At 48.4% G+C, this 22,320-nt stretch carries 21 protein-coding genes; 7 read left to right on the top strand and 14 right to left on the bottom strand.

Annotation, left to right across the window (positions count from 1 at the left end; all coding sequences use genetic code 11):
- Positions 1 to 127 precede the first annotated feature (127 nt).
- Complete coding sequence (locus CP943_RS04785; protein ID WP_161513128.1) at positions 128 to 457, top strand: YnfA family protein; 330 nt, start codon at positions 128 to 130, stop codon at positions 455 to 457.
- Here CP943_RS04785 and CP943_RS04780 read toward each other — a convergent pair.
- From CP943_RS04780 to CP943_RS04760, 5 genes are all read right to left on the bottom strand, one after another.
- Positions 454 to 2,289, bottom strand: a complete 1,836-nt coding sequence (locus CP943_RS04780; protein WP_105980818.1) for a sigma-54-dependent Fis family transcriptional regulator — start codon at positions 2,287 to 2,289, stop codon at positions 454 to 456. The genes CP943_RS04785 and CP943_RS04780 overlap by 4 nt on opposite strands.
- Positions 2,290 to 2,391: 102 nt before the next feature.
- Complete coding sequence (gene lpdA / locus CP943_RS04775; RefSeq protein ID WP_105980817.1) at positions 2,392 to 3,768, bottom strand: dihydrolipoyl dehydrogenase; 1,377 nt, start codon at positions 3,766 to 3,768, stop codon at positions 2,392 to 2,394.
- 18 nt (positions 3,769 to 3,786) lie between these two features.
- Positions 3,787 to 4,914 carry a dihydrolipoamide acetyltransferase family protein gene (locus CP943_RS04770; RefSeq protein ID WP_079289350.1) on the bottom strand — a complete coding sequence of 376 codons (1,128 nt, stop codon included), beginning with the start codon at positions 4,912 to 4,914 and terminating at the stop codon, positions 3,787 to 3,789.
- Between the two features lie 22 nt (positions 4,915 to 4,936).
- Positions 4,937 to 5,971, bottom strand: coding sequence for an alpha-ketoacid dehydrogenase subunit beta (locus tag CP943_RS04765; RefSeq protein ID WP_035339180.1), 1,035 nt, complete (start codon positions 5,969 to 5,971; stop codon positions 4,937 to 4,939).
- A gap of 21 nt (positions 5,972 to 5,992) precedes the next feature.
- A complete protein-coding gene (locus CP943_RS04760) occupies positions 5,993 to 6,967 on the bottom strand; it encodes a thiamine pyrophosphate-dependent dehydrogenase E1 component subunit alpha (RefSeq protein WP_016886251.1) in 975 nt (324 codons plus the stop codon).
- Positions 6,968 to 7,179: 212 nt separating this feature from the next.
- Between CP943_RS04760 and CP943_RS04755 the strand changes: the two genes are divergently transcribed.
- The 5 genes from CP943_RS04755 (at position 7,180) to CP943_RS04735 (ending at position 13,217) form a co-directional block, all read left to right on the top strand.
- Positions 7,180 to 7,731, top strand: coding sequence for a DJ-1 family glyoxalase III (locus CP943_RS04755; RefSeq protein ID WP_016886252.1), 552 nt, complete (start codon positions 7,180 to 7,182; stop codon positions 7,729 to 7,731).
- 267 nt (positions 7,732 to 7,998) lie between these two features.
- On the top strand, positions 7,999 to 8,373 hold the full coding sequence (locus tag CP943_RS04750) for a Na-translocating system protein MpsC family protein (protein ID WP_016886253.1): 375 nt from the start codon (positions 7,999 to 8,001) through the stop codon (positions 8,371 to 8,373).
- A 175-nt stretch (positions 8,374 to 8,548) separates the two neighbouring features.
- Positions 8,549 to 10,081, top strand: coding sequence for an NADH dehydrogenase subunit 5 (locus CP943_RS04745; RefSeq protein ID WP_105980816.1), 1,533 nt, complete (start codon positions 8,549 to 8,551; stop codon positions 10,079 to 10,081).
- Positions 10,078 to 12,699, top strand: coding sequence for a DUF2309 domain-containing protein (locus CP943_RS04740; RefSeq protein ID WP_105980815.1), 2,622 nt, complete (start codon positions 10,078 to 10,080; stop codon positions 12,697 to 12,699). The genes CP943_RS04745 and CP943_RS04740 overlap by 4 nt, the downstream gene beginning before the upstream one ends.
- An 11-nt stretch (positions 12,700 to 12,710) precedes the next feature.
- Positions 12,711 to 13,217: a carbonic anhydrase gene (locus tag CP943_RS04735; protein ID WP_035339184.1), complete on the top strand. Its 507-nt coding sequence runs from the start codon at positions 12,711 to 12,713 to the stop codon at positions 13,215 to 13,217.
- Between the two features lie 34 nt (positions 13,218 to 13,251).
- On the opposite strand, the gene CP943_RS04730 is transcribed toward CP943_RS04735, so the two are convergent.
- From CP943_RS04730 to CP943_RS04705, 6 genes are all read right to left on the bottom strand, one after another.
- The gene (locus tag CP943_RS04730) at positions 13,252 to 14,094 is read right to left on the bottom strand and encodes a PRD domain-containing protein (RefSeq protein WP_020450591.1); all 843 of its coding nucleotides are present in this window, start codon (positions 14,092 to 14,094) and stop codon (positions 13,252 to 13,254) included.
- A gap of 42 nt (positions 14,095 to 14,136) precedes the next feature.
- A complete protein-coding gene (locus tag CP943_RS04725) occupies positions 14,137 to 15,513 on the bottom strand; it encodes a sucrose-specific PTS transporter subunit IIBC (RefSeq protein ID WP_105980814.1) in 1,377 nt (458 codons plus the stop codon).
- Positions 15,514 to 15,827: 314 nt separating this feature from the next.
- On the bottom strand, positions 15,828 to 16,568 hold the full coding sequence (locus CP943_RS04720) for a YfjL-like protein (RefSeq protein WP_075213735.1): 741 nt from the start codon (positions 16,566 to 16,568) through the stop codon (positions 15,828 to 15,830).
- On the bottom strand, positions 16,561 to 17,766 hold the full coding sequence (locus CP943_RS04715) for an MFS transporter (RefSeq protein WP_025810221.1): 1,206 nt from the start codon (positions 17,764 to 17,766) through the stop codon (positions 16,561 to 16,563). Before CP943_RS04715 ends, CP943_RS04720 begins: the two co-directional genes overlap by 8 nt.
- Before the next feature lie 103 nt (positions 17,767 to 17,869).
- Positions 17,870 to 18,193: a YckD family protein gene (locus tag CP943_RS04710; protein ID WP_020450587.1), complete on the bottom strand. Its 324-nt coding sequence runs from the start codon at positions 18,191 to 18,193 to the stop codon at positions 17,870 to 17,872.
- A gap of 297 nt (positions 18,194 to 18,490) precedes the next feature.
- Positions 18,491 to 19,684, bottom strand: a complete 1,194-nt coding sequence (locus CP943_RS04705) for a macrolide family glycosyltransferase (protein WP_025810225.1) — start codon at positions 19,682 to 19,684, stop codon at positions 18,491 to 18,493.
- 107 nt (positions 19,685 to 19,791) lie between these two features.
- Here CP943_RS04705 and CP943_RS04700 point away from each other — a divergent pair, with 107 nt between their 5' ends.
- Positions 19,792 to 20,367: a TetR/AcrR family transcriptional regulator gene (locus CP943_RS04700; RefSeq protein WP_025810226.1), complete on the top strand. Its 576-nt coding sequence runs from the start codon at positions 19,792 to 19,794 to the stop codon at positions 20,365 to 20,367.
- A gap of 29 nt (positions 20,368 to 20,396) precedes the next feature.
- Here the strand turns inward: CP943_RS04700 and CP943_RS04695 are convergent, their stop codons facing one another.
- From CP943_RS04695 to CP943_RS04685, 3 genes are read right to left on the bottom strand one after another with little or no spacing between them, the layout of a single operon-like run.
- Entirely contained in the window at positions 20,397 to 21,122 is a 726-nt protein-coding gene (locus tag CP943_RS04695) for a YfjL-like protein (RefSeq protein ID WP_025810228.1), read from the bottom strand.
- 1 nt (position 21,123) lies between these two features.
- Positions 21,124 to 21,690, bottom strand: coding sequence for a hypothetical protein (locus tag CP943_RS04690; RefSeq protein ID WP_231006255.1), 567 nt, complete (start codon positions 21,688 to 21,690; stop codon positions 21,124 to 21,126).
- Positions 21,677 to 22,171 carry an RNA polymerase sigma factor gene (locus tag CP943_RS04685; RefSeq protein ID WP_035339189.1) on the bottom strand — a complete coding sequence of 165 codons (495 nt, stop codon included), beginning with the start codon at positions 22,169 to 22,171 and terminating at the stop codon, positions 21,677 to 21,679. The genes CP943_RS04690 and CP943_RS04685 overlap by 14 nt, the downstream gene beginning before the upstream one ends.
- Between the last annotated feature and the right edge of the window lie 149 nt (positions 22,172 to 22,320).

The raw sequence follows: 22,320 nt of genomic DNA, 5'->3' as shown, positions 1-22,320 counted from the left end.
GTTCCAACAGGTTCGGGAAAGACAGTTCCTATACTCGCGTTCTGTTTATTTTCCCGAAAAACGGGAACTTTCCCGGCCGTTTTATGTCGTGTAGAATAAAGGCAATTCACTGAATTGGAGTGTGTTGTTGATGCTGATCGCAATCGGTTTATTTTTGCTGGCGGGCTTGGCTGAAATCGGCGGGGGCTATCTCGTATGGCTGTGGCTGAGGGAAGCCAAACCGCTGTGGTACGGGGTAGCCGGAGGGCTGACTTTAATCATTTACGGCATAATCCCGGCTTTTCAGGCGTTTCCATCGTTCGGGCGCGTCTATGCCGCGTACGGGGGCGTATTTATTATTCTGGCTGTGCTTTGGGGTTGGCTGGTGGACAAAAAAACCCCCGACCTCTATGATTGGGCCGGGGCCGTGATCTGTTTAGCCGGTGTCAGCGTCATGCTTTGGGCGCCGAGAGGTTAAAGGTTATACTTTCGAAGCCGCTTGTAAAATGTGCTTCTTGGAATTCCGGCCTGCTTAGCCGCTTCGGACACATTTCCTTTCGTTTTTTGCAAAGCTTCCATCATCGTTTGTTTTTGAACACGTTCTCTGAATGTGAGCCGGTCTTCTTCAGAAGGCGCGCCGCTTTTCCAATGGAGTCCGTCCAGCACCGCGCTGTATTGGGACGGGGCGATCAGCCCGCCGTCCGGAAATAAAACCCTGAGCCTTTCAAACGTATTAAAGAGCTCACGGACGTTTCCCGGCCAGTGATATTCTTGAAGCCGATTGAAAAAAATCGGCGGAAAATCGGCCTTCCACCCGTGTTGCTTCTGATAGTGGCGGAACAAATCAGGTATGTCCTCTTTGCGCTCTCTGAGCGGCGGTACTTTTACCGGATAAACATGAAGGCGGTAATACAGATCTTCACGTATCTTTCCTTTTTGGAGAAGATCTTTCAGATCACGGTGTGTTGCTGTGATGATTCTGATGTCGAGGGGAACTTCACGGGTTCCGCCGATCGGAGTGACCTTCCGCTCTTCGATGATCCTTAAGAGCGCCACTTGCATCTGATAAGGGATCTCACCGATTTCATCGAGAAAAATCGTACCGCGGTGAGCCTGTTCAAACTTCCCTTTTGAACCGCGGCGCTTTGCTCCTGTAAATGCACCTTCGGCATAGCCGAACAATTCGCTCTCCATCAGGCTTTCAGGAATGGCGCCGCAGTTGACGGCGATAAAAGGCCCGTTTCTCCGGGCGCTTGCCTGATGAATGGCCCTTGCGGCAAGTTCCTTTCCGGAGCCTGTCTCCCCCCATATGTATACATTCGCATCAGTCTGAGCCGCAAGCCTCATGTCGTTAAGCGCCTGCTGAAACGCCCGGCTTGTTCCTGTTTCTCCTGGATAGATGAAACCGGATGCGAGTGATGGAGCTGTTTTTTTGCGGGAGACTTCAGCCAGTGCCATCGACTTTCCGAGGGGCCTCCCGTCTTTTGCGGAGAAAATCGTCTGCTTGTGCACGCCGGCAAACCCGCGCTCATACAGATCATTAACATCCATTCTCCTCCAGTCGGAAAAACGTTCCCGCACCGGTCTGCTCGCAGCTACGATTTTGTCTTTTTCATTGCAGACAATAAACGGCTGATCCGAATCGATTTTTTCAAGACAATGGCTGATGAGCTCGGCTTCGTTTTTTTTCGTGTGTACGCTGACCTCGCGCTCGATGGCGTGTGCGGCAGTAGCAGCCATCCCAAGCATAAAGGGATGCCTTCTATCCGTGAGACAGGAAATATCAATCAAACCCATAACGGTGCCGTCTTCATCGCGAATCGGTGCAGCAGAACAGCTCCAATGATGGGATGCCACCGAAAAATGCTCGGTCCCGTGAATGGTGACAGCTTCGCCGATTTCAAGTGCGGTTCCGATGGCGTTCGTGCCGACTTCTGTTTCCGTCCAGCGCACACCCTCAACAAAATTGATTTTTTTCGCCTCTTCAAGCGTCCTCAGGCATCCGGCCAAACTCAATACGTACCCGTCGGCATCGATCAAGAGCGCCATCATTTCCGACTCTTTTAATTCACGGCTGATATTGTGTAAATAAGGCAGGGCGATATCGAGGAATAACGAATGTTTCTTTTTTTGAGCGTTGAATAAATCCTTTTTTAAAATTGACTGTCCTTTATCTAAATACGGATTTACATTTCGGCTTTTGCAGCGGTACCATGATTCCATGACTCTTTTGTTCAAGCGGGCCTGGTCAAGGAGCCCCTCCTGAACAAAACGTTTCCACGTATTTAAATAGCAGGGCGTCGGATTCATTCCATCCTCTCCTAATGCTTTTTCCTCATTATATTATAAAAGCGCTTTCAATATCGATAAAAAAAACTCCGCACTTACCTGCTGTGCGAAGTTTTCCATTATTCAGCAATGAACCGCCTGGCCTGCGACTTGCAGCAAAGCTTCGTGAATCGTTTCCGAAAGAGTCGGATGGGCCGCGATGAAGTGCTCCATTGCGTCTGCCGTCAGCTCAGCGTGCATCATCACGGCTGCCTGGCCGATCAGTTCGGTTGCTCCCGGACCCACGATCGAAACCCCGACAATTTCCTGATACTCCGGCTCTGTGATGATTTTGACCTTTCCGGCAGCCTCATTTAAAATAAGTGCTTTTCCGTTTGAAGAAAACGGAAACTCACCGATACGAACATCCCCGTAGCGCTCCCTCGCCTTTTTTTCATTTAAGCCGACGCTTGCGATCTCAGGCGAGGTATAGATGCAACGCGGAATGATTTCACTGTTGACCTTCATGTCTTTGCCCGAGGCATGGGATGCGGCGACGATTCCTTCGTGAAAGGCGGCATGCGCCAGCTGAACTCCGCCTGTGATATCCCCGCACGCATAAATATGCGGAATGTTTGTCTGCATATGCTGGTTGACTTGAATCCCTTTCCTGTCATATCGGACTCCGATATGCTCAAGCTTCAGATCAGCAGTTCTCGGTTTTCGGCCGACGGCGACCAGACATCGATCCGCTTGAATATTAAAGCTGTCATCGCCATTTTTCAGAAAGACGCGCTGCCGGGCAGGATCAAGACGCTCCACTTGTACAGATGTGAAAACACGGACGCCGGACTCTTCGAGACTTGTGTGCAGAAAGGCGGCAATATCCGGATCTTCCTCAGGCAAAATCTGTTCCGCTTGCTCGGCTATCACTACGTTTGCTCCCAACCTGCTGTATATACTGGCAAATTCACAACCGATGATTCCTCCTCCGATAATAAAAATTGTTTCAGGAATGGATGGCAATGACATGGCATCTCCGCTGTCGATGATCCAGCTCCCGTCAAAAGACGCTAAAGGCAGTGCGGCAGGTTCCGCTCCTGCCGCTATAATCACATGCCCGGCATTGATGACCTCCTGCTTTCCGTCCTTTTCAACAAGTATGTCGTGTTCCGACAAGAACGATGCTTTTCCTTGCAGCACCTTGATTTTGTTTTTATTCATCAAATATTTAATACCCCCGGCGAGCCGCTGAATAATCTCTCTCTTACGGCTCTGGACGGCCTCCCACTGAACCGTCGGGCTTTCGCCTGCCAGCCCGATGCCGAATGCACCGGCGGACTTTACTTTCTCGAACATATCGGCGCTCTCAAGAAGCGCTTTTGTCGGTATGCACCCTTCATTTAAACACGTCCCTCCAAGGGGGCCATCTTCAATCAGGATGACTTCTCTGCTATTCTTGGCGGCTGTTATTGCCGCCACGTAACCCGCAGGTCCCCCTCCTATAATCGCGAGTGTCACAGTCTATCCACCTTCTCTCTATAAAAGAATCGATGCAGGATCTTCCAAATATTTTTTTACATCTGAAAGGAATGCTGCAGCAGGCGCACCATCAAGCGCGCGGTGATCAAAAGTCAGACTGAGCGGCAGAATGGCGCCCTTTGTCAGTTCTCCGTCTTGATAGACGGGGGCCGAATACATTTGGCCGATTCCAAGTATCCCGGTTTCTGGCGGATTTAAGATCGGCGTAAAGTGCTCGACACCATATGCGCCGAGATTTGTAATCGTAAATGTCGATCCTTCTATTTCGTCGTGCAGAAGCCTACCTTCCCGCGCTTTTTTGGCGTACCATTTGATTTTCTTGGCCAGTTCGATCAGCGGGAGCCGCTCGGCATGACGGATGACGGGAACGGCCAGGCCTTCGTCCAAAGCGGCCGCCACTCCTAAATGAACATGCTCAAAGGTCGCAAGCCTTCCGTCTTGATAAACGCTGTTCATAGCCGGATGATCCAAAAGCGAAAAAACAGCTGCCCTGGCGGCAAAATCAGTGATCGTCAGCTTTGTATCATACCTGGATTGAGCTGTTTCATTAAGCTGTTTTTGCAGGGCTGTTAATTTCGTGATGTCCGCCTTCATCGTAATTGTCAGCTGGGCGCTGTTTTGCAGGCTTTCCGTCATTCTTGCGGCAATCGTTTTCCTCATCGGGCTTGCCGGCGGGCGATCTTCAGCCTTATCCGCCTGCTTGTTCGGCCTGTCGGGAAGCGCCTGCAGCACATCCGCTTTCGTAATTCTCCCTCCGGGCCCCGTGCCTTTCAGCGTTTTGATGTCTATATTTGCGCTTTGCGCGATTTTGCGTGCAGCCGGAGAAATTTTAATCCGTTCTTTCGGGGAATCCGGCTGTTTTGTTTGACTTTCCGGCGTTTGTTCGTTTTCATTCCCGATCTGGCAGATGACCGTTCCCGGCGGCACTCCCTCTCCTTCGGACACTTTGATGTCCAACACGGTTCCGTTTGCCGGAGATTCGATTTCCATTTCGATTTTTTCGGAATTGATGCTGGCAATGCTTTCTCCTTTTTCAACGGCTTCACCGACTTTTTTATTCCAGACGGAAACCGTACCTTCTTTCATCGCCATTCCCAATTTCGGCATGACAACCTCGACAGCCATGTTCTCCTCTCCTTTCCAATCTTTATACCGTATGTGTTGAGATTTCTCCGAGCATCTCCAGCACGGTGTTCACCACTTTTTCCGGCGTCGGCAAATACAGGTCTTCAAGAGGCGGTGAAAATGGAACCGGCGTATGTGGAGCCGTTACCTTTTTAACCGGTGCATCAAGCGAATCAAATCCTTTATCTGCCGCCAATGATGCGATATCCGCGGCGATGCTGCATCTCGGATTGGCTTCATCGACGATCACAAGTCTGTTTGTTTTTTCAACAGATGCAAGGACGGCCTCCTCATCAAGCGGTGAAAGACTCCTCGGATCAAGGACTTCGGCTTCGATTCCCTGCAGTGAGAGCTGTTCCGCCGCTTGAAGCGCCGTATGAACCTGTTTGCCGACTGCGACAATCGTTACATCAGCGCCTTCCCGCTTGATATCGGCTTTTCCGATCGGAAGCGTGTAATATTCTTCCGGCACATAGCCTGTCATGTTGTACAGCGTTTTGTCTTCAAAAAAGATAACCGGGTCCTGATCCTCAATCGCAGCGAGCAATAAGCCTTTCGCATCGTACGGGGTCGACGGCACAATCACTTTCAAGCCGGGAATGCTTGTAAATAGGGCATACAAGCTTTGCGAATGCTGGGCGGCTGCCCTAAAGCCGGCGCCGTGGGTCGTCCGGATCGTAATCGGAACTTCCGCTTTTCCGCCAAACATGTAGCGGAACTTCGCTCCCTGGTTCAGCACCTGGTCCAGACACGTGCCGATAAAATCGTTAAACATCAATTCCGCGATCGGCCTTAAACCTGTTGAAGCCGCCGCCATGGCTGCGCCGATGTACCCCGCTTCACTGATCGGCGTATCAAGGACGCGCTCCCGTCCAAATTCCTGAACAATCCCTTTCGTGACGCCAAGTACACCGCCCCATGCTTCATCATCCTGCAGATGATCGACATTCGCTCCTCCTGCGACATCTTCCCCCATTAAAATGACGTGATCGTCCTTTCTCATCGCAAGTTTGATCGCTTCATTCAATGCGGCTGACATGCTGATTTCCCTCGTCATGTTTCCTTCCCCCTTCATGAATTAATAGGATACATATACATCTGTCAGCAGTTCGGTTTCTTCCGGATAAGCGCTTTTTTCGCTGAATGCGACCGCTTGCTCGACCGCTTCTTCAACTTCTTTTTCAATCCGTGACTGCTCTTCTTCACTCATCAGCCCTTTTGCCAGCAATTCGCTTTTGAACACGGCAATGGCATCTTTTTCTTCCTGATGCACCGCTTTTTCGTCATTTGTTTTGTAGCGCTGGGCATCTCCTTCAAAATGGCCGTAGTTCCGGTATGTCATACACTCAATAAGCGTCGGTCCTTCACCGTTTTTGGCACGCTCTATCGCCCGGCCCGCAGCCTGGAAAACCGCGGCTGCATCTTTTCCATCCACGCGAATGCCCGGAATCCCGTAGGCGGCCGCACGATCTGCGATCGACTCGCAGCTTGACGCATAGGAAAACGGCGTCGCTTCGCCATACCCGTTGTTTTCGGCGACAAATATGACAGGGAGCTTCCAGATGGCGGCAAGGTTGATCCCTTCGTGAAACGTCCCCTGGTTGTTGGCGCCGTCGCCAAAAAAGCAAACGCTTACATTTTTAGTCTTTTTATACTTTGCAGTGAGGGCAGCTCCGCAGGCCAAGGGAAATCCCCCGCCGACGATTCCGTTTGCGCCTAGCATCCCTTTGTCAAAGTCTGCGATATGCATCGATCCGCCTTTTCCTTTGCAAAGTCCTGCAGATTTCCCGTATATCTCGGCCATCATCCCTTTCAAGTCGCACCCTTTTGCAATGCAGTGCCCATGGCCGCGATGTGTGCTCGTGATGGTGTCTTCATCATTCAGATGGGCGCAGACGCCCGCAGCGACCGCTTCTTCCCCGGCGTAAAGATGGACAAAACCCGGCAGTATCCCTTTAGCAAACAGCTGATGAACCCGATCTTCGAAATAGCGGATTTCCAGCATTTTTTGATACATCCATACCGCCTTTTCCTTTGTCAGTGCCTCTTCCATATGAAAAAACCTCCTGTCTTTTTTTTACTCACACGTTATGATGCAAAAATCGTGCCAGCTCTCCGACGCGAACATGAAGCTCTTTTCAGACGAACATCCTTCCAAAACAAGAGACAAAACGAGACGGGTGTCTCAATTTGTCTACTTCATCAGTTGCGGAAATGTCTTTGCCGCAGTTAGAATGAACGGTAGAGACGAAGGAGGTTTTTTTCATGAAGAAAGCGTATGTTTTTTTAATCGGCGGATTTGAAGAAATCGAAGCGATAGCAACGATTGATATTTTACGGAGAGCTGAAGTCGAGACCGTCACCGTCTCGCTTGATCCATCGCGCAGCGTGAAAGGCGGGCATGACATTGTCGTCGAGGCAGACGTCATGTTTGAGGATGCTGATTTTCAAAAAGCGGATATGCTGATTCTTCCGGGCGGAAATGTAGGCAGCAAAAAAATGCTGGAACACCAAGCTTTGCACAAGACGCTGACAGAAGCGGCGGATGCAGGAAAATATGTCGCCGCTATCTGCGCCGCAACGATGACGCTCGGAAAAACGGGGCTTGTCAGCGGGAAAAAAGCGACCTGCTATCCTGGGGTTGAAGAACATTTAACAGGAGCGGATGTCACTGCAAATGAAAATGTTGTCGTAGATGGAAACATCATTACTTCCAGAGGCCCGGCGACCACGATTCCATTTGCCCTCAAGCTTGCCGAATTGCTGAACGGCAAAGAAAAAGCCGATGCAGTTGCCAAGGGAATGCTCGTCTGCTAAGACGGTATTCCTCTTTTTTATCCATAAAAGAACGGTATTGACATCATAAATCTTAAAAGATATGATATTTAAAAAGTAATTCCGTAAAATCAATAATTGTAATCTCATGCAAAAGAGCTTTAGCATTCGGCTATAATCCCTATGGTCGCGTGAAAAAGCACCCTTTACCATGTATGACATTAACATTTTGATAGGACGGTATATTTCATTTTCCCTATACTCATGTATAAGGAAAAGAAATATACCGTTTTTCAGGAGGATATAACATTGAAAAAACAGAAAGTGACAAAGGGGTCTCTGGAGGCGGAGATCAGCAAAACCTTAACCCAATGGGAAAAAGACTATTTGGGCCGCGGCTCCGTGTCTGTTAAAACAGACATTCTCAGAAATATGGTCATCATTTCCCTGAACGGTATTTTGACACCCGCCGAATACGAACTTTGCAGTACAAAAGAAGGCCTGCTGTCAATTAAAAGAACCCGCTCCGGTTTGGTGGAATCGGGTATAGAACAACTGAGCCGCATAATGAAGGAGCTGACCGGTGAAGAGACGATCAGCTTTCACACGGATATCAGCACCCGCACTGGCGAGCGGATCATGGTATTTAAATTGGCAAACGACCTGCAAAAAAAATTGGCATAGAAAAACGGAAGATCTTTAAAGCATGAACATGAGTTAAAGATAAGCCGGTATTATTCAGAAAGATTGGCTGAAATGGGCCGATCCTGAATATACCGGCTTTTTTTACGTTTTCAGAAAGGAAGGCAAGACATGAAACAGTATGTTCTTTTCCATCATCCCGACGGAGGGATGCCGGATGTTTGATCTGCTAGATTCTTTATTTTGGCTGAAAATATTTTTCGCGTCGCTTGCGCTTTGTTTGTTCAGCGCACTGCTCGTCCTGAATCGAAAGGTTCCATTGGCATATGTACGGATTCACGCCAAGATCATCGCCCTGCCGCCGCTTGCCGCGCTGGCAGCATTGATAACGGCAAATCCCGGGCAAGTTGGAGCTCCTTGGCGCTTGGATTCGCTGGCTTGGCTGATCGCCTTGTTTGTCTTGACAATCGGCTTCATCGTCCAGCGCTACTCTGTCCGGTATTTGTTCGGCGACCGCTCCTACCGTAAATTTTTTGTGCTGCTGACGCTTACAACAGGAGGCGCTTCATGCGCCTGGCTGAACGATGATCTTCGCTGGCTCCTCTTATGCTGGGGTATCACGCTTTTCGGCTTGACCGCGCTAATCGGCTTAAACAGCGCGTGGCAACCGGCCAAAAATGCCGCTTTGTATGCGGGCCGAATCTTTGCACTCAGCTGGCTGGCGATAGCAGCAGCCGCTCTTTGGCTGTCTCTCGCGACAGGACACTGGCAGCTATCATCCGCCATAGCGGAGGAAAGCCTTGTACAGCTCAGTTCATGGGAGAAAACCGGGATTGGCCTCCTTATCATTTTAACGGTGATGATTCCTGCGGCACAGTGGCCGTTTCATCGCTGGCTGCTCGATTCGGCAATCGCTCCGACTCCCGTTTCCGCGGTCATGCACGCCGGACTCGTAAATGTAGGCGGCGTCATGCTGACCCGTTTCGCACCGATGTTCAGCGGTGATGGTCTGCAGCTTATTCTGCTTGTTCCCGCCGTCTTTTCCGTCTTGCTCGGAACGGGCATGATGATCGTCCAGACGGACTACAAGCGGCAGCTCGCAGCTTCAACGGTCGCGCAGATGGGTTTTATGCTCGTCCAATGCGCATTAGGAGCCTATATTGCGGCTGTTATTCACCTCATTTTGCACGGCCTGTTCAAAGCCGCCCTTTTCCTGCAAGCCGGATCAGCGGTGCGCCGTTATGAATCGTTCGCCTCTAAACGGGGCAGACCGGCTCTTTTCTGGGACATGATAGGCGGCGCCTTTGCTCTTACTGTCGTCATCGGAATCTGGGTCTCAGCTGCGGACGATGGCTATCAATTGATCAGCGCCCTTGTTTTAGGCTGGGCATTGTTCATTGCTTGGAGACAGCTTGTCACAGCCAATGACGGTCGCGTCACACGAATGGCCGGGCTTTTCATTTTAACGGGGGCTTCACTCGCGTTTGCCATCATTCATTCCGGTTTACACGGGCTCCTGAAGGAAGCTGTTGTACAGGGGGCGCAACCACCCGTCATGGCGGCCGTTTTAACGGTAGTCGTTTTGTTAGCTGGCACTGCGGCCGGCGCCTTGATCGTTCGGCAGCGGTTTGCATGGTCCGGCGCACTTTATCTGCGTCTTGTAAAAACGGGTGAGCCTCATTTTGAATCGGTCGAAGAACGGCCGAATTATCTTGACCAATATCTTACTCAAGGAGGTCGTCAATCATGAAAGCAGCACCCACATTGTCTAAACAATTGATCTTCAAATATGAACATCAGACAGCGGACTTTAATATTGATGAATCGGTTCAATCAGCAGCACGAGTCATTGCGCCGCTTTGGCCGATTGAAACCTTTGCCGCGCGCCATCCGTGGATGGGTCTTGAAGAACAGACATTTGAACAGACGGCCCGGCAGCTTAAACAGCAGCTTCAGGTTGATATATACCCAAAGTCCTCCATTTTCCGCTCCGCAAAACAAAGGGGAGAAATCGATGAGGCCATTCTTGAAAAAAAGCTGACGCATTGGCTCGATTCACATCAGCCCGGCATGCAGAGGGAAACAGCGGAAGCGTTTTGCAAAGCCGCGCTCAAGCTGGATGAAATCCCTGAAAAGCTCTTGAGATCCCGGCAAGTCGAAAAGCTTGCCAAACAAGCGGCGCGCGGGACAATCGATGATCAAAAAACACGCTTGATCAAACCGCTCAGCGTTTTTGCCGGACAAAAAACCGCTCACCTTCTTGATCATCATGTGATTAAATGGTGCAAGCTGTTTCTCGATGAATCACAATCGGCATGGCGGCTTCCACATCGCGAGAAAGGGTTTTACAGCGCTTGGCGGCAGCTTGTTGAACATGATCCCGCCCTGGCGCGAGCGGAACGCCAACGACTGAAAGGGTGGCCGGAGGAGCCTCGGGACGCGATGAAAAGAGCACTCCGAGCGCTTGATATTTCTGATGGAGACGTTCAGGCATACCTTGAAGCTCATTTGCTCTCTCTTCCGGGATGGGCCGGGATGATGCTTTGGCGTTCCCAGCAATCGCAGGACGAACAAGGGCTGCTTCTCGAGTATTTGGCCATCCGGCTTTCAATGGAATGGATGCTTATTGAACCTTATGTGCCGCTGTCTAAGCCAAAACCTGAAAAAGAGATGCAGATCGTTCCTTTGATTGCGGCCTGGCTGCATTGGGGCGGCCTGACGCCTGACGAATGGCTCAAACTTTCAGCAGCAGAGCAAAAAGCAAGATTAACACTCGCCCGCCGCTTTGATGATCTAACGCGCAGGCGCATCTGGCTGGAAGCATGGGAACAATCATACGCTGCTGAGGTAAGGAACCTCATCACGGCAAACAAACCTGCCGCTGCCGCCAAAAGTGAAGCGGCGCTGGCCCAGCTTGCATTTTGTATTGATGTCCGTTCAGAGCCGTTCCGACGGGCATTGGAAAAGTCAGGCCCTTTTGAAACGTATGGAACAGCGGGCTTTTTCAATCTGGCAATCGAAACGTGTGAACTTGGCACTAAGCACACTCACAGCTCTCTGCCGGTCATCCTTAAACCTCAGCATCGAGTAAATGAAACGGCCGATGAATCAAGCTTTAAATCGTATCAAGAACATAAAAAAGCAGCAGCTTCGCTGAGCTCCGCCTTTAAAAAGATGAAACAGAATCTATTGGCGGGTATGCTCCTTCCCGAAGTGAGCGGGCCATGGCTGAGCCTGCAAATGGCCGCGCGCAGCCTGGTCCCCCGCACAGCCGGGCAAACTTTCCGGAATGCGCGGAAAACATGGCTGAAAAAGCCTCAGGCAAAGCTCTCGCTTGATCGTATGGAAACATCTGATGCCGATATTCCGGTCGGATTTACGGATGAAGAAAAAGCCGCCTATGCCAGACAGGCATTAAAGATGATGGGGATCACCGACCGGTTCGCTCCGCTGGTTGTCATTTGCGGGCACGCCAGCAGAAGCACGAATAACCCTTATGCATCGGCATTGGACTGCGGCGCCTGCGGAGGCGCATCAGGCGCTTTTAACGCACGCGTCCTAGCCGCTTTATGCAACCTTCCGAGCGTCAGACAGAGGCTCCGCTCCGACGGCATTTTTATTCCGGAAGATACGGTATTCGCCGCCGCAGAGCACATTACAACATTGGATGAACTGCAGTGGCTCTATGTACCTGAGCTTCCGGCTAAAGCTCAACAAGCGTTCGACCGCATCAACTCGGTGCTTCCTGATGTGAGCCGTACTGTCGGAGCCGAACGCTTAGAAGAGCTGCCGCAGCTCGGCTACCAAAATCCGCGGAATGAAGTTGAGCGCTTCGCCGAAGATTGGAGCGAAATCCGTCCAGAATGGGGGCTGGCCCGAAATGCTTCATTCATCATCGGCACACGCCGGCTTACACGCGAAGCTGATCTTGAAGGAAGAGCTTTTCTGCACAGCTATGACTGGCGGAATGACGAGGACGGCTCCATCCTCAGCGGCATCATTTCAGGGCCTGGAACAGTAGCCCAATGGATCAATCTGCAATATTACGCGTCAACCGTCGCACCGCATTATTATGGAAGCGGAAATAAGGCAACTCAAACCGTCACTTCAGGCCTCGGCGTCATGCAAGGAAATGCAAGCGATCTTTTGGCCGGTCTCCCGTGGCAGTCCGTCATGCGGTCGGATGACGAAATATATCATGCGCCTCTCAGACTCCTGATCGTGATCGAAGCACCGGATGATGCTATCGAACGTCTCCTTGACCGCGATCACAGCTTCCGGCAAAAGGCGGAGAACGGATGGATCCACCTGGCATCTATTAACCCGGAGGGAAAATGGAAGAACTGGACAAACACGATAAATGAATGAGGTGAAATGTCATGGAAGAAAACAAAAAAATACTGATGATTATCGGAATGGAGAAACAGCTTGAACAGACCATCTGCCGGGCAGGGAATATTCAGCCTGAGAACGCCCTTGTTTTAAAAAGCGTCTTCCCTGATATTTCACAGCCCTACGGTGATATGATGAGGGATATCATTACCCTTGTCCACCGGAACAAAGCGGAAGAAATTTGGATTGTCCGCGATAAATACGAGCAAACGGCAGATAAAGATATTTCTGACCTTTTAAATAGAAACAAAGATTTAAGCGATAGAATGCAAACTTTAGAGTACCTTTTCCAAAACTGCAGTCCGGAATTTCCGTACGGCAGCATCGATGAATGGCTGTCACCGAGCGAAAATGCGGCCGAAGGCGTCCAAAAAAGCGTCGCCGCCATCCGACAGCACCCGTTAATCCCTTCGCACGTCAATGTAAAAGGATTTCTAATCGAAAATTCGGTTTTAACGGAAATTGAAACCTTAAACAAAAACGGAGCCCGATAACAGGGCTCCGTTTTGTCTTAAACACAGGCATTCTTTACACAACAGCAGACCGCTGATAAAATCTCTGAATATGCATGGTAATATAGCACAGCTCTTTTTCCGGAAATTCAAAGCCATACTCCCGCTTCACAAATGCCCCGATTTCTTCTGCGCACATAAACGCTTGTCCAAACTTCTTTTTAATGAGGCTGATCATTTCACCATCCATTTCGTAAAATGTCTCTCCCGATTCAATATGCTGAATGGCGAAACGGAGATGGTTGACAAGCCGCTCATACGAAATCGTCTCATCCTTTATTTTAATGTTGAGTTTATCTTCGATAATCTCGATAATATCCTTGATCATCGTTGTGAGATCGAGCGTTTTTGTCATATCTCCCGCGTTTGTTTTCGCTGTATGAATATGAAGCGCAATATTGGCGACTTCATCCTCCGGAATATCGATCTTCAGCTTATCTTTAATGAGGGCCTTTGCCCAGCGGCCGATTTGAAATTCTTTCGTATAGAGGACTTTAACTTCCTGAAGCAGCGGATTTTTAATGACCATTCCCTTGCTTAACCGTTCTATCGCGAATGATAAATGATCTGAAAAAGCGACATGGATTCGCTCATTGATTTTGATCCCGAGCTCTTTTTCCGCATGAGAAATAATGTCCTCCGCCACCTGAATATGATCTTCCGGCAACGTTTTTAAGATCTCCTCGAATTGGCGGTATTCTGTTGAATCTTTCATCACAAATATTTTTTCAATTTTAGATCTATCGACAATATCATTCTTCTTTTTTTGAAATGCGATTCCGGAACCTAATACGATCTTTTCCTCGCCGCCATCCTTGACGACGAGCGCATTGTTATTTAAGATTTTTTTTACTTTCATAGCTGCCTTCCTTTCATCCTGTTTTAATGAATGAAAACGGAATTATTCTTTTTCATCTTTAAAGCCAAGACACAAAGTCGCAATGAATGCTGAAATCACCGCAATCGCAAAAGCGATTAAATAATGAATGAGATTGGCGGTGCCAAGAGGGAGAATGATTGAAATCATCGGGATGCCGGACAGTCCGTAAGAGTTTGCCGCAACGTGTGTGAAGACGGCGTATGCCCCTCCGATGGCGCCTCCGATCGATGCGCCGATAAACGGTCTCGCGAGCTTCAGATTGACGCCAAACATGACAGGTTCGACGATTCCCAAAAAAGCGGTGAGAGAAGCCGGAATTGCAATCTTTCTGATAGCGGCATTCTTTGTTTTCAAAAATACGGCGAGTCCCGCTCCTCCCTGCGCGACATTGGCCATCGACCATATTGGAAGCAGAAAATTGACCCCATATTCGGGATCTGCAAGCAGCGACGCTTCAATCACATAAAAACTATGGTGCAGGCCGCTCAAAACGAGTAAGGAGTAAAGCCCGCCAAATAAAAATCCGGCGCAGGCCCCCGCAAAATGATAAACAAACCCGAGACAGTCGCTTACGAAATGAGCGATGATCAGTGAGAGCGGCCCCATGATAAACAGCGCGGCAAATCCGGAAGCCATGACTGTAATAAACGGTGCGACAAGCAAATCTAAAGAACAGGGGACGATTCTTTTTAAGAATTTTTCGATTTTGCTCATTATGTAGACGGATAAGAGAATCGGTATGACCGTCCCCTGGTATCCGATCAAAGGGACTTCAAGGCCGAATACTTCGACGGATTCCGGCTTTTGGCTGCCGAGCAATGAAGGATCGAGTAAATCGGGATGGGTCAGAATTCCGCCGATGACAGCGCCTAAAAACGGATTCGCTCCAAACTGTTTAGCCGCACTGAACCCGATCAGCACAGGCAAAATGACAAACGCTGAGCTTGAAAAAATATCGAGCATTTTCATCAGCGGGCCGCCATAAGCGCCGAGGCTGAATTCTTTAAGCACACTGATGAGACCCATGAGCAATCCGCTCGCAACGATTGCCGGAATGATCGGCACAAAGATGTCTGACAGCGTTTTGGCAAATCGCGTCAATACGTTCATGTTTGGCGGCGCCTCCCGCCGGGCTTCTTCAAGAGGAGCCGGATCGCTGTATTGAATCATTTCCTTATAAATCTTATTGACTACACCTGTACCGAAAATGATCTGAAACAAACCGTATCTGAAAAAAGTCCCCTGCACAGACTCCATCTTTTCAATAGCAGCTATATCGATTTTTTCTTCATCTCTGACATTGAAGCGCAGCCTTGTCGTACAATGGCTGATGCTGATGATATTCTCCGCGCCTCCAATGAGGGGCAAGAGAACTCTTGCAATCTCTTTATGCAGCACCCGGATCTACCTCCTCCAATTTTTCTATCCTATCAAATCAACAGAAGACGATCAAAATGAAAAATGTGCCATCACATCCAAAGACCCCCGGCGAAAGGAATAAAAAAAGACCTAAAACATGCGAAAGCATCAGCCGATAGGCGCAAAAAAAGCACACTAAGGTCTGTAGTTCCTTTAGCACATTTTAGGTCTTGCCTGCCTTACCAGTAACAATCCCGTCAATATTTGTTCTTAATATGATTCTATTCGCTTCGGCCTTGGACATCAATAGTGCAAACCGCCTATATATCCCCCGTATAAAAAAAGAGAAGGCGTTAAAGCGTCTTCTCTACATCTTCAATGGCTATCGCACGGTCCTTTAAAACATGCACACTGTACTTCACATAGCCTGGCCGGTCTTCCCCGTCTAAGCCCATACTGTCAATCTCAATGTTTTCATAATGGTAGCCGCTCAATAACTTTTTCACTACTTTTGCCTGGTCATAGACCTGCCTCCGGCCGTCCCGGCCTGAATTCAAGGTAACTGTAACAGCGATCGGTTCTGTTTGCTTCAGTTTTTTCCAATTTGTATTGACATCATAGCTTCCTGATAGAGAAACTTGGACGTCAATTACGTTTTTCAGCTTTTTTTCAAGCTCTCTCTTGATCTCATTTGAGGCTTCTTTGCTTATTCTGGCTCTCGTCTTTTCCTGTCTGGCTTCTTTGATGCCATCGTTTGTGACAGCCGGGTGCAATCCGCCTTTCACGCTGAAAATGTACTCATCATTCCGCTCATCTGACACACGAAAAAGGTATTCAGCAAACTTGAAATTATAGGAGCTCCCTTTCATATTTAAGGTTTCACCGGCGTGTGCTTCCTGCAAGTATGCCGATAGCTTGTGTTCAGCCAGCGCGCGGCTGAACGGATTTCCGTAAAAGAGGTTATACACATAACAGCCTGTCACAAGAATCAACAACGAGAGACCAGTAATGATGGCTTTCTTTTTCAATTCAATCAACTCTTTCCAAATTCTCGCGTCCCGTCCATTATGAAGGAGAATTCGGACATTAGGCAAGCTCTTTCTGCTTCGTCTCCGTCCCCAAAAAGAAGATCGCCGCGACAGCCGCAATAACGGCGACGCAGAAGATCAAAAAGATCATTGAAATCTCTGTTCCCCGGGCGACGAGATAGCCGACAAGAAGCGGGCCCAGGATGCCGCCGATTCGGCCAAAGCCGGCTGCCATTCCTGCGCCGGTCCCCCTGATTGATGTCGGGTATTGTTCAGGCGTATAAGCATAAAGCGCGCCCCAGGCACCAAGGTTGAAAAACGATAAAAACATACCTGACGCAAGCAGAAGCGCCAGCGATTCAGCCGATCCGAAGAAGTAGGCGCTGACAGCCGTCCCTAACAAGTAGACGGTAAGCACCATTTTCCGGCCGGCTTTTTCAATCAGCCATGCCGCGGAGAAATAGCCGGGCAGTTGAGCCAGCGTCATGATCAAGACGTACTCAAAGCTCTGGATCATGCTGAATCCTTTCATCACCATGACGCTCGGCAGCCAAAGAAACATGCCGTAGTAGGAAAAGACAACGCAAAACCAGACAATCCACAGCATGGCCGTAGGCCGGGCATATTTGGGGGACCAGACGTTTTTCACATTTTCCACGACGGTCGGCTTCCTTTCCTGCGCAAGCTTCTCATATTTCGGAGAATCCGGCAGGGCGATCCGCAAATATAAGGCGTAAATAGCCGGTATCGCGGTTATTAATAAAGCAACCTGCCAGCCGTAGGCCGGAATAATAAAATACGAAATGAGCGCTGCGGCCAGCCAGCCGAATGCCCAGAAACTTTCGAGCAGGACGACGACTCTTCCCCTCCGCTCCGGCGCAACCGTTTCGGATACGAGTGTAGATGCGACTGGAAGCTCTCCGCCAAGCCCCATACCGACGAAAAAGCGCAGGACTAAAAATGCCCACAATGTCGTCGTCAAAGCGGATAACCCGCTGCCGATCGAGAAAAACAGCAGCGTAATCATAAAAACGTATTTTCTTCCGACACGGTCAGCCAAAAGGCCAAAGACAAACGCCCCGACTGCCATGCCGATTGAGTTGACGCTGCCGATCCAGCTCATCTCCTGCGGCGTCAACTTCCATTCCACGTGCAAAGCGGCGATAATAAACGATAATATGCCAACGTCCATAGCATCAAAAAGCCAGCCGAGACCGGCGATGCCAAGCAGTCTGCGCTCTGAAACAGGACGGTTCTTCTTCATACTCACTACACCTCTTTACTCTCTTAGCAGTTTACATGAGTATTAGTTTACACCTGTCTTTACACTTTTGTCACGAAGAAAATGAGGCGCCGTCTATTTCAGTTTAATGAATATGATGCTTGTGAAACTTTTCTTCTTGGTGCTTCAACTTTGGCAGAAACCCGTTTTCCCGCTCTTTTTCATAGCGCTTCTCAATATGAGATTTAATTTCTTTACCCCTCTCCTGATCAAGGATTCCGTACTCCACATACTTATTGATCAGCTGTTTTTTCTTTTCCACAATGTCCTTTTGCAAAGAAGCCAGTTCATTTTTTTGCTTGTCGGTCAACTCTTGATAAACGCGTGTTTCCCCGTAGGCAGAAGATATGACAGCCGTACATGACAGCGGTATGACGAGAAGCAGGCAAACGCACAGTTTGCGCATCATGCAACATCCTTTCTGATCTATGATTCATTCTATTTTTATCTGTTTTGCGGAGTTTATGCATAAAAAAAAGCCGCTTGGTAAAGCGGCTTCAGATTGTTGACAAAATCCCAAAACGACTTTTAGTTTTGGGATTTTGTCATCCTTTCAGCGTGATTGAAAACCCTTGCAGTCTAGGAAGGCCGAGCATCGGAGCACAGCGAATGTTGGAATTCGTGAGCACCGACGCGCAGGCCTGACAACGAATGCGAGGGTTTGTCGACACGCTGAAGCCGCTTGGTAAAGCGGCTGGGCTTTCTATTAAGGCTGCAGCGATTTCCGCGCCGTATATTCATCAATGCGCGCCAATGCGTCTATCATGTCCATGCAGTTGCTGAAGCTTTCATCAATTTTTTGAATGCCTTCCTGATATTTTTCGTCAGTGAGTACTTGTTCTGCTGCATCCCTTAATCTTTCAGCATTGACCTCTTCTGTAAACAGCGGATATCCAGCATTCAGTTCTTTCAGGCGCTGGGCGATCATCGGCTGATCTTTATCATGCGGGAGCACGACCATCGGGACATGGTAATGAATGCCTTCATTGACGCTGTTCATGCCGCCGTGGGTGATGAACACATCGGCTTCTTTAAGCACTTCTAATTGCGGCACATACGGTGCAATGATAAAATGCTCCGGCACTTCTTTTATATCCGCGTAGTTCGACTTTTCGCCGGCGGCGATGACAACCTTGCCGTCGAAATCTCGGAAAGCATCGATGCACATATTGAAAAAATCCGCAGTTTTACCAAGTACGGTTCCCATTGAAATATAAATGACTTTCTCATTCTTTAACGATTCTATCGGAAAATCGGTCTTGTCGAGGCGCTTCGGAAAACGCGGACCGATAAACAGCACATCATCCCCAAAACGGTCGCTTTCAGGCTGAAAATACCGGCTTGTATACACAACCGTCAACTCCGCCTGATTGCTCATAAACTGTCCTGTATGCCTAGGTGAGACGCCGTACTTTTCTTTCAGTTCACTAAGCATGTCTTCACATTCTTTGTCCAAGTGCAGCTCCGCGCCTGAATCCGGATGCAGCGGCAGAATCTTCATATGTTCTTGTCCGAAGAGAAATGAAGCCGACGAAGCGATTCCCGGAATGTTCAAATAATCCCTGACCAATTCACCTGCACCGAATGTGTCATAATACACGGCATCGAACGAAATGCTTTTGGACAGCTCTTTTACAATGTCTAAAACATACAGCGAGGTTTTGAGATGAATTTTTAAAAATTCAAGAAGGCCGGACGGTGAATTCGGATCAATATGCGCGTTTCTTACCAGATCTTTGTATAAATGGACGGTAGCCCCGACGCCCTCCAGCCTGTCTTTATACTTTTCTGTTGAAAGATAGTGCACATTGTCGCCTCTGTCAGCAAATGCTTTGGTGATCCCTAATGTAGGATTGACATGCCCTTCCGCCGGAAAATTGACGATTAAAATATTTTTCATGATTAAAACTCCTTTTTATCCTTTTTGAAACGGGTTGACATCAATTCAGCGCCTGATTAGACTGGTGTTAGTTACTACTAACTATCATAAAATGGGGGTATACACCTTTGCAAGAGACGAACGAACGGATCATATCTGCTGCTTTAGACTTAATGCAAAAATACGGTTTCAAGTCGGTGACGGTAAAGGATATCGCGCTCCATTCAGGCGTCAGCGAGATGACGGTCTATCGCCACTTCAACACAAAGCTCGGACTTTTGGAAGCGGCCGTTCAGCAATTTTCTTATATACCAGCCTTTCAGCGCGTATTTGAAAATGATATCACTTGGAACCTGGAGAATGACTTAACATTGATTGCAGAATCGTATTTGCTTCATATGGAAAAAAACAAGCCCCTCTACCTTATCGCTGTTCAAGACGGCGGAAGGATGACTGATCTTTTCGGTTCTCTGTTAAAGCATATGGAAGAACTCCTTCGTTATTTAACAGACTACTTTCAAACGATGCAGGACAAAAGCCTGATGAAAAAGGGAGATGCGGATTCACAGGCCTTCGCTTTTCTGTCATCTTTATACGGATACTTCTCTTCTGGCGCATTGGCTGACGGCCGGTTTCAAAAAGTCGCTAAAGACACTTATATTAAACAGATAACCGCCGCTTTCTGCGGCGGTTTGCACATCTGATCAAACCTTTCAGACTGAAGGATGGATCGCTACTCATTTAGCTCCTCAACATCCTTCAGCCTGGTATCCGTATTTTTTTCAAAGAAGGTGCTGTATTTGACATAGCCGGTCTCGTCGTCTTTGATATCTTCCCCCTCAAAAATGTTGGCATTAATCGTCACGCTTTCATAGTCGTACCTTTCTTCATTCAACAGGCGCTGAATCTTTTGCGCCGTTTTGTATACGTCTTTTCGGTCGGCATTTGCGGCATCAAGTAAAATATGAATCTCCATCGGCCGCTCTAAGCGGAGGCTTTTCTCCCATTTTGCGTCCTCTTTCAGCTTTCCTTTTAATACTTCCACATGCACGTCAACGTCTTTCAGATGGTTTATGTTTTTCGATAAAAACGTTTTGATTTCTTTTCCGGCTTCTTCTCCAAGCCGCTCCATCAGCGGTTCGTTGAGGTTCTCTTCATAGATACCGTCCGTGTGTACTTCTGGTTGAACAAACCCTCTCAAAGAAAACAGATAGGGATCTTTGCGCTTTTGATCGCCGGTATCCGTGACTTCAAATACATATTCGGAGAACTTGAAATTATAAAGCCCGCTGTCGATCCGCAAGTCTTTTTCAGGATAGCGGTCAGTCAAATAATGCTCAAGCGCCGTTTGAGACAGCTTCTTGCTTACGGGATTTCCGTTGAAGGCGTTATATGCGGCAAGCACAAAAGAAACGAGCAGCACGATCAATACGCTATACAAGATTTTCTTTTTCATCATATCAACTACTTTCTTTCAGCTTTAAGAACAGCCATCCGATCATCATCCCGGCCGCGGCGAAAAAACAGTGAATAACAGCAAGCATGAAAGCGCCAAAGACAGAATACAGCAGGTGCTCCACAACCCCTGTACCGTCGGCTGCATCCCAGCCGGCCAGAATATCCCCCATCCCCCAAATGAAAATCGGCGCAAAGGAGAGGAGAATCACAAGTTTCATATCCCGGTAAAACAAGTACACCGCAAGCCCAAGCACGGCGTACCACAAAATAAAGCCGAAGCTCTCATTTAACAGGGATGTGTGAATCGCGAGAAAAAACGAAATGGCTGTAAACATCAATTGGTACAAGGAGAGCTTCCGATTGATTTTTTTAAACATTTGACTTTCATGAACAGTCGATTCGATATGTTCCTTCGGAAGCTCGGCCTCCGTCATCTTCAAAAGCTTTTGAAGCTCTTCATCGTTTTCGGCCGCTTCCTCAATCCATTCAGCCGACTCTTTGCTTAACAGCCCCTCATGGTATAAAGGAAGCAAATCTTTGAATACACTGCGTTCCTTATCCTTCATCATAGCCCTCCATTTCTTGCTGTAGCTTGAGCTTTGCTCTGTGAAACCCGACCCTGGCATAGTTTTCGGTTTTGCCTGTGAGCATGCCGATTTCTTTAAATGATAATTCTCCGTAGATACGGAGGGTGACAATTTCCTTTGAAGCCTCATCAAGCCGGTTGATTTCCTCGAGAAGCCGCCGCTCTTTCTCGGTTTTCAGAAGGTGTTCTTCAGGAGATAAGCAAGCCGCTTCCTCATGCTGAAATATCATGTTTGTCCCGGCTTTTGACGCTCCTGAACGAAAGTGTTTTTTCAACACATTTTTAGCAATCGCAAACACCCATGTTTTGATTGTCGACTTTCCCGAAAATGTATGATAGCCTTTCACAGCCTGATAAAATACTTCCTGTGTTAAATCTTCCGCTGTTTCTTTATGAAATGTCTTAACGTAGAAAAAGGCATAAACGGAAGGCTGAATACTCTTGTAGACTTCCTCAAGCTTCATAAAGCCCCTCCCCGGCTGGGCTGCCGCTATTTTTCCATTCACTTATTAGTACCGCTGAACCTCTTTTTGTTACAAAAAATTGCATAAAAAAAGAGGCAAAAATGAATATTTCATTTTGCCTCCGGATATCCCAGCCGCCAAACAAATGC

Source organism: Bacillus paralicheniformis (assembly GCF_002993925.1).
GTDB lineage: Bacteria > Bacillota > Bacilli > Bacillales > Bacillaceae > Bacillus > Bacillus paralicheniformis.
The sequence above is the reverse complement of the archived record's forward strand: the minus strand, read 5'-3'. Positions and strand labels throughout refer to the sequence as shown.

What these genes read in the sequence shown, in the direction of transcription:
- CP943_RS04695 (WP_025810228.1), bottom strand. Translation starts at nt 21,122, where the DNA reads ATGATGAAAAAGAAAATCTTGTATAGCGTATTGATCGTGCTGCTCGTT.
- CP943_RS04710 (WP_020450587.1), bottom strand. Translation starts at nt 18,193, where the DNA reads ATGATGCGCAAACTGTGCGTTTGCCTGCTTCTCGTCATACCGCTGTCA.
- CP943_RS04755 (WP_016886252.1), top strand. Translation starts at nt 7,180, where the DNA reads ATGAAGAAAGCGTATGTTTTTTTAATCGGCGGATTTGAAGAAATCGAA.
- CP943_RS04715 (WP_025810221.1), bottom strand. Translation starts at nt 17,766, where the DNA reads ATGAAGAAGAACCGTCCTGTTTCAGAGCGCAGACTGCTTGGCATCGCC.
- CP943_RS04740 (WP_105980815.1), top strand. Translation starts at nt 10,078, where the DNA reads ATGAAAGCAGCACCCACATTGTCTAAACAATTGATCTTCAAATATGAA.
- CP943_RS04690 (WP_231006255.1), bottom strand. Translation starts at nt 21,690, where the DNA reads ATGATGAAGGATAAGGAACGCAGTGTATTCAAAGATTTGCTTCCTTTA.
- CP943_RS04730 (WP_020450591.1), bottom strand. Translation starts at nt 14,094, where the DNA reads ATGAAAGTAAAAAAAATCTTAAATAACAATGCGCTCGTCGTCAAGGAT.
- CP943_RS04765 (WP_035339180.1), bottom strand. Translation starts at nt 5,971, where the DNA reads ATGACGAGGGAAATCAGCATGTCAGCCGCATTGAATGAAGCGATCAAA.
- CP943_RS04685 (WP_035339189.1), bottom strand. Translation starts at nt 22,171, where the DNA reads ATGAAGCTTGAGGAAGTCTACAAGAGTATTCAGCCTTCCGTTTATGCC.
- CP943_RS04735 (WP_035339184.1), top strand. Translation starts at nt 12,711, where the DNA reads ATGGAAGAAAACAAAAAAATACTGATGATTATCGGAATGGAGAAACAG.
- CP943_RS04760 (WP_016886251.1), bottom strand. Translation starts at nt 6,967, where the DNA reads ATGGAAGAGGCACTGACAAAGGAAAAGGCGGTATGGATGTATCAAAAA.
- CP943_RS04705 (WP_025810225.1), bottom strand. Translation starts at nt 19,684, where the DNA reads ATGAAAAATATTTTAATCGTCAATTTTCCGGCGGAAGGGCATGTCAAT.
- CP943_RS04745 (WP_105980816.1), top strand. Translation starts at nt 8,549, where the DNA reads ATGTTTGATCTGCTAGATTCTTTATTTTGGCTGAAAATATTTTTCGCG.
- CP943_RS04780 (WP_105980818.1), bottom strand. Translation starts at nt 2,289, where the DNA reads ATGAATCCGACGCCCTGCTATTTAAATACGTGGAAACGTTTTGTTCAG.
- CP943_RS04770 (WP_079289350.1), bottom strand. Translation starts at nt 4,914, where the DNA reads ATGGCTGTCGAGGTTGTCATGCCGAAATTGGGAATGGCGATGAAAGAA.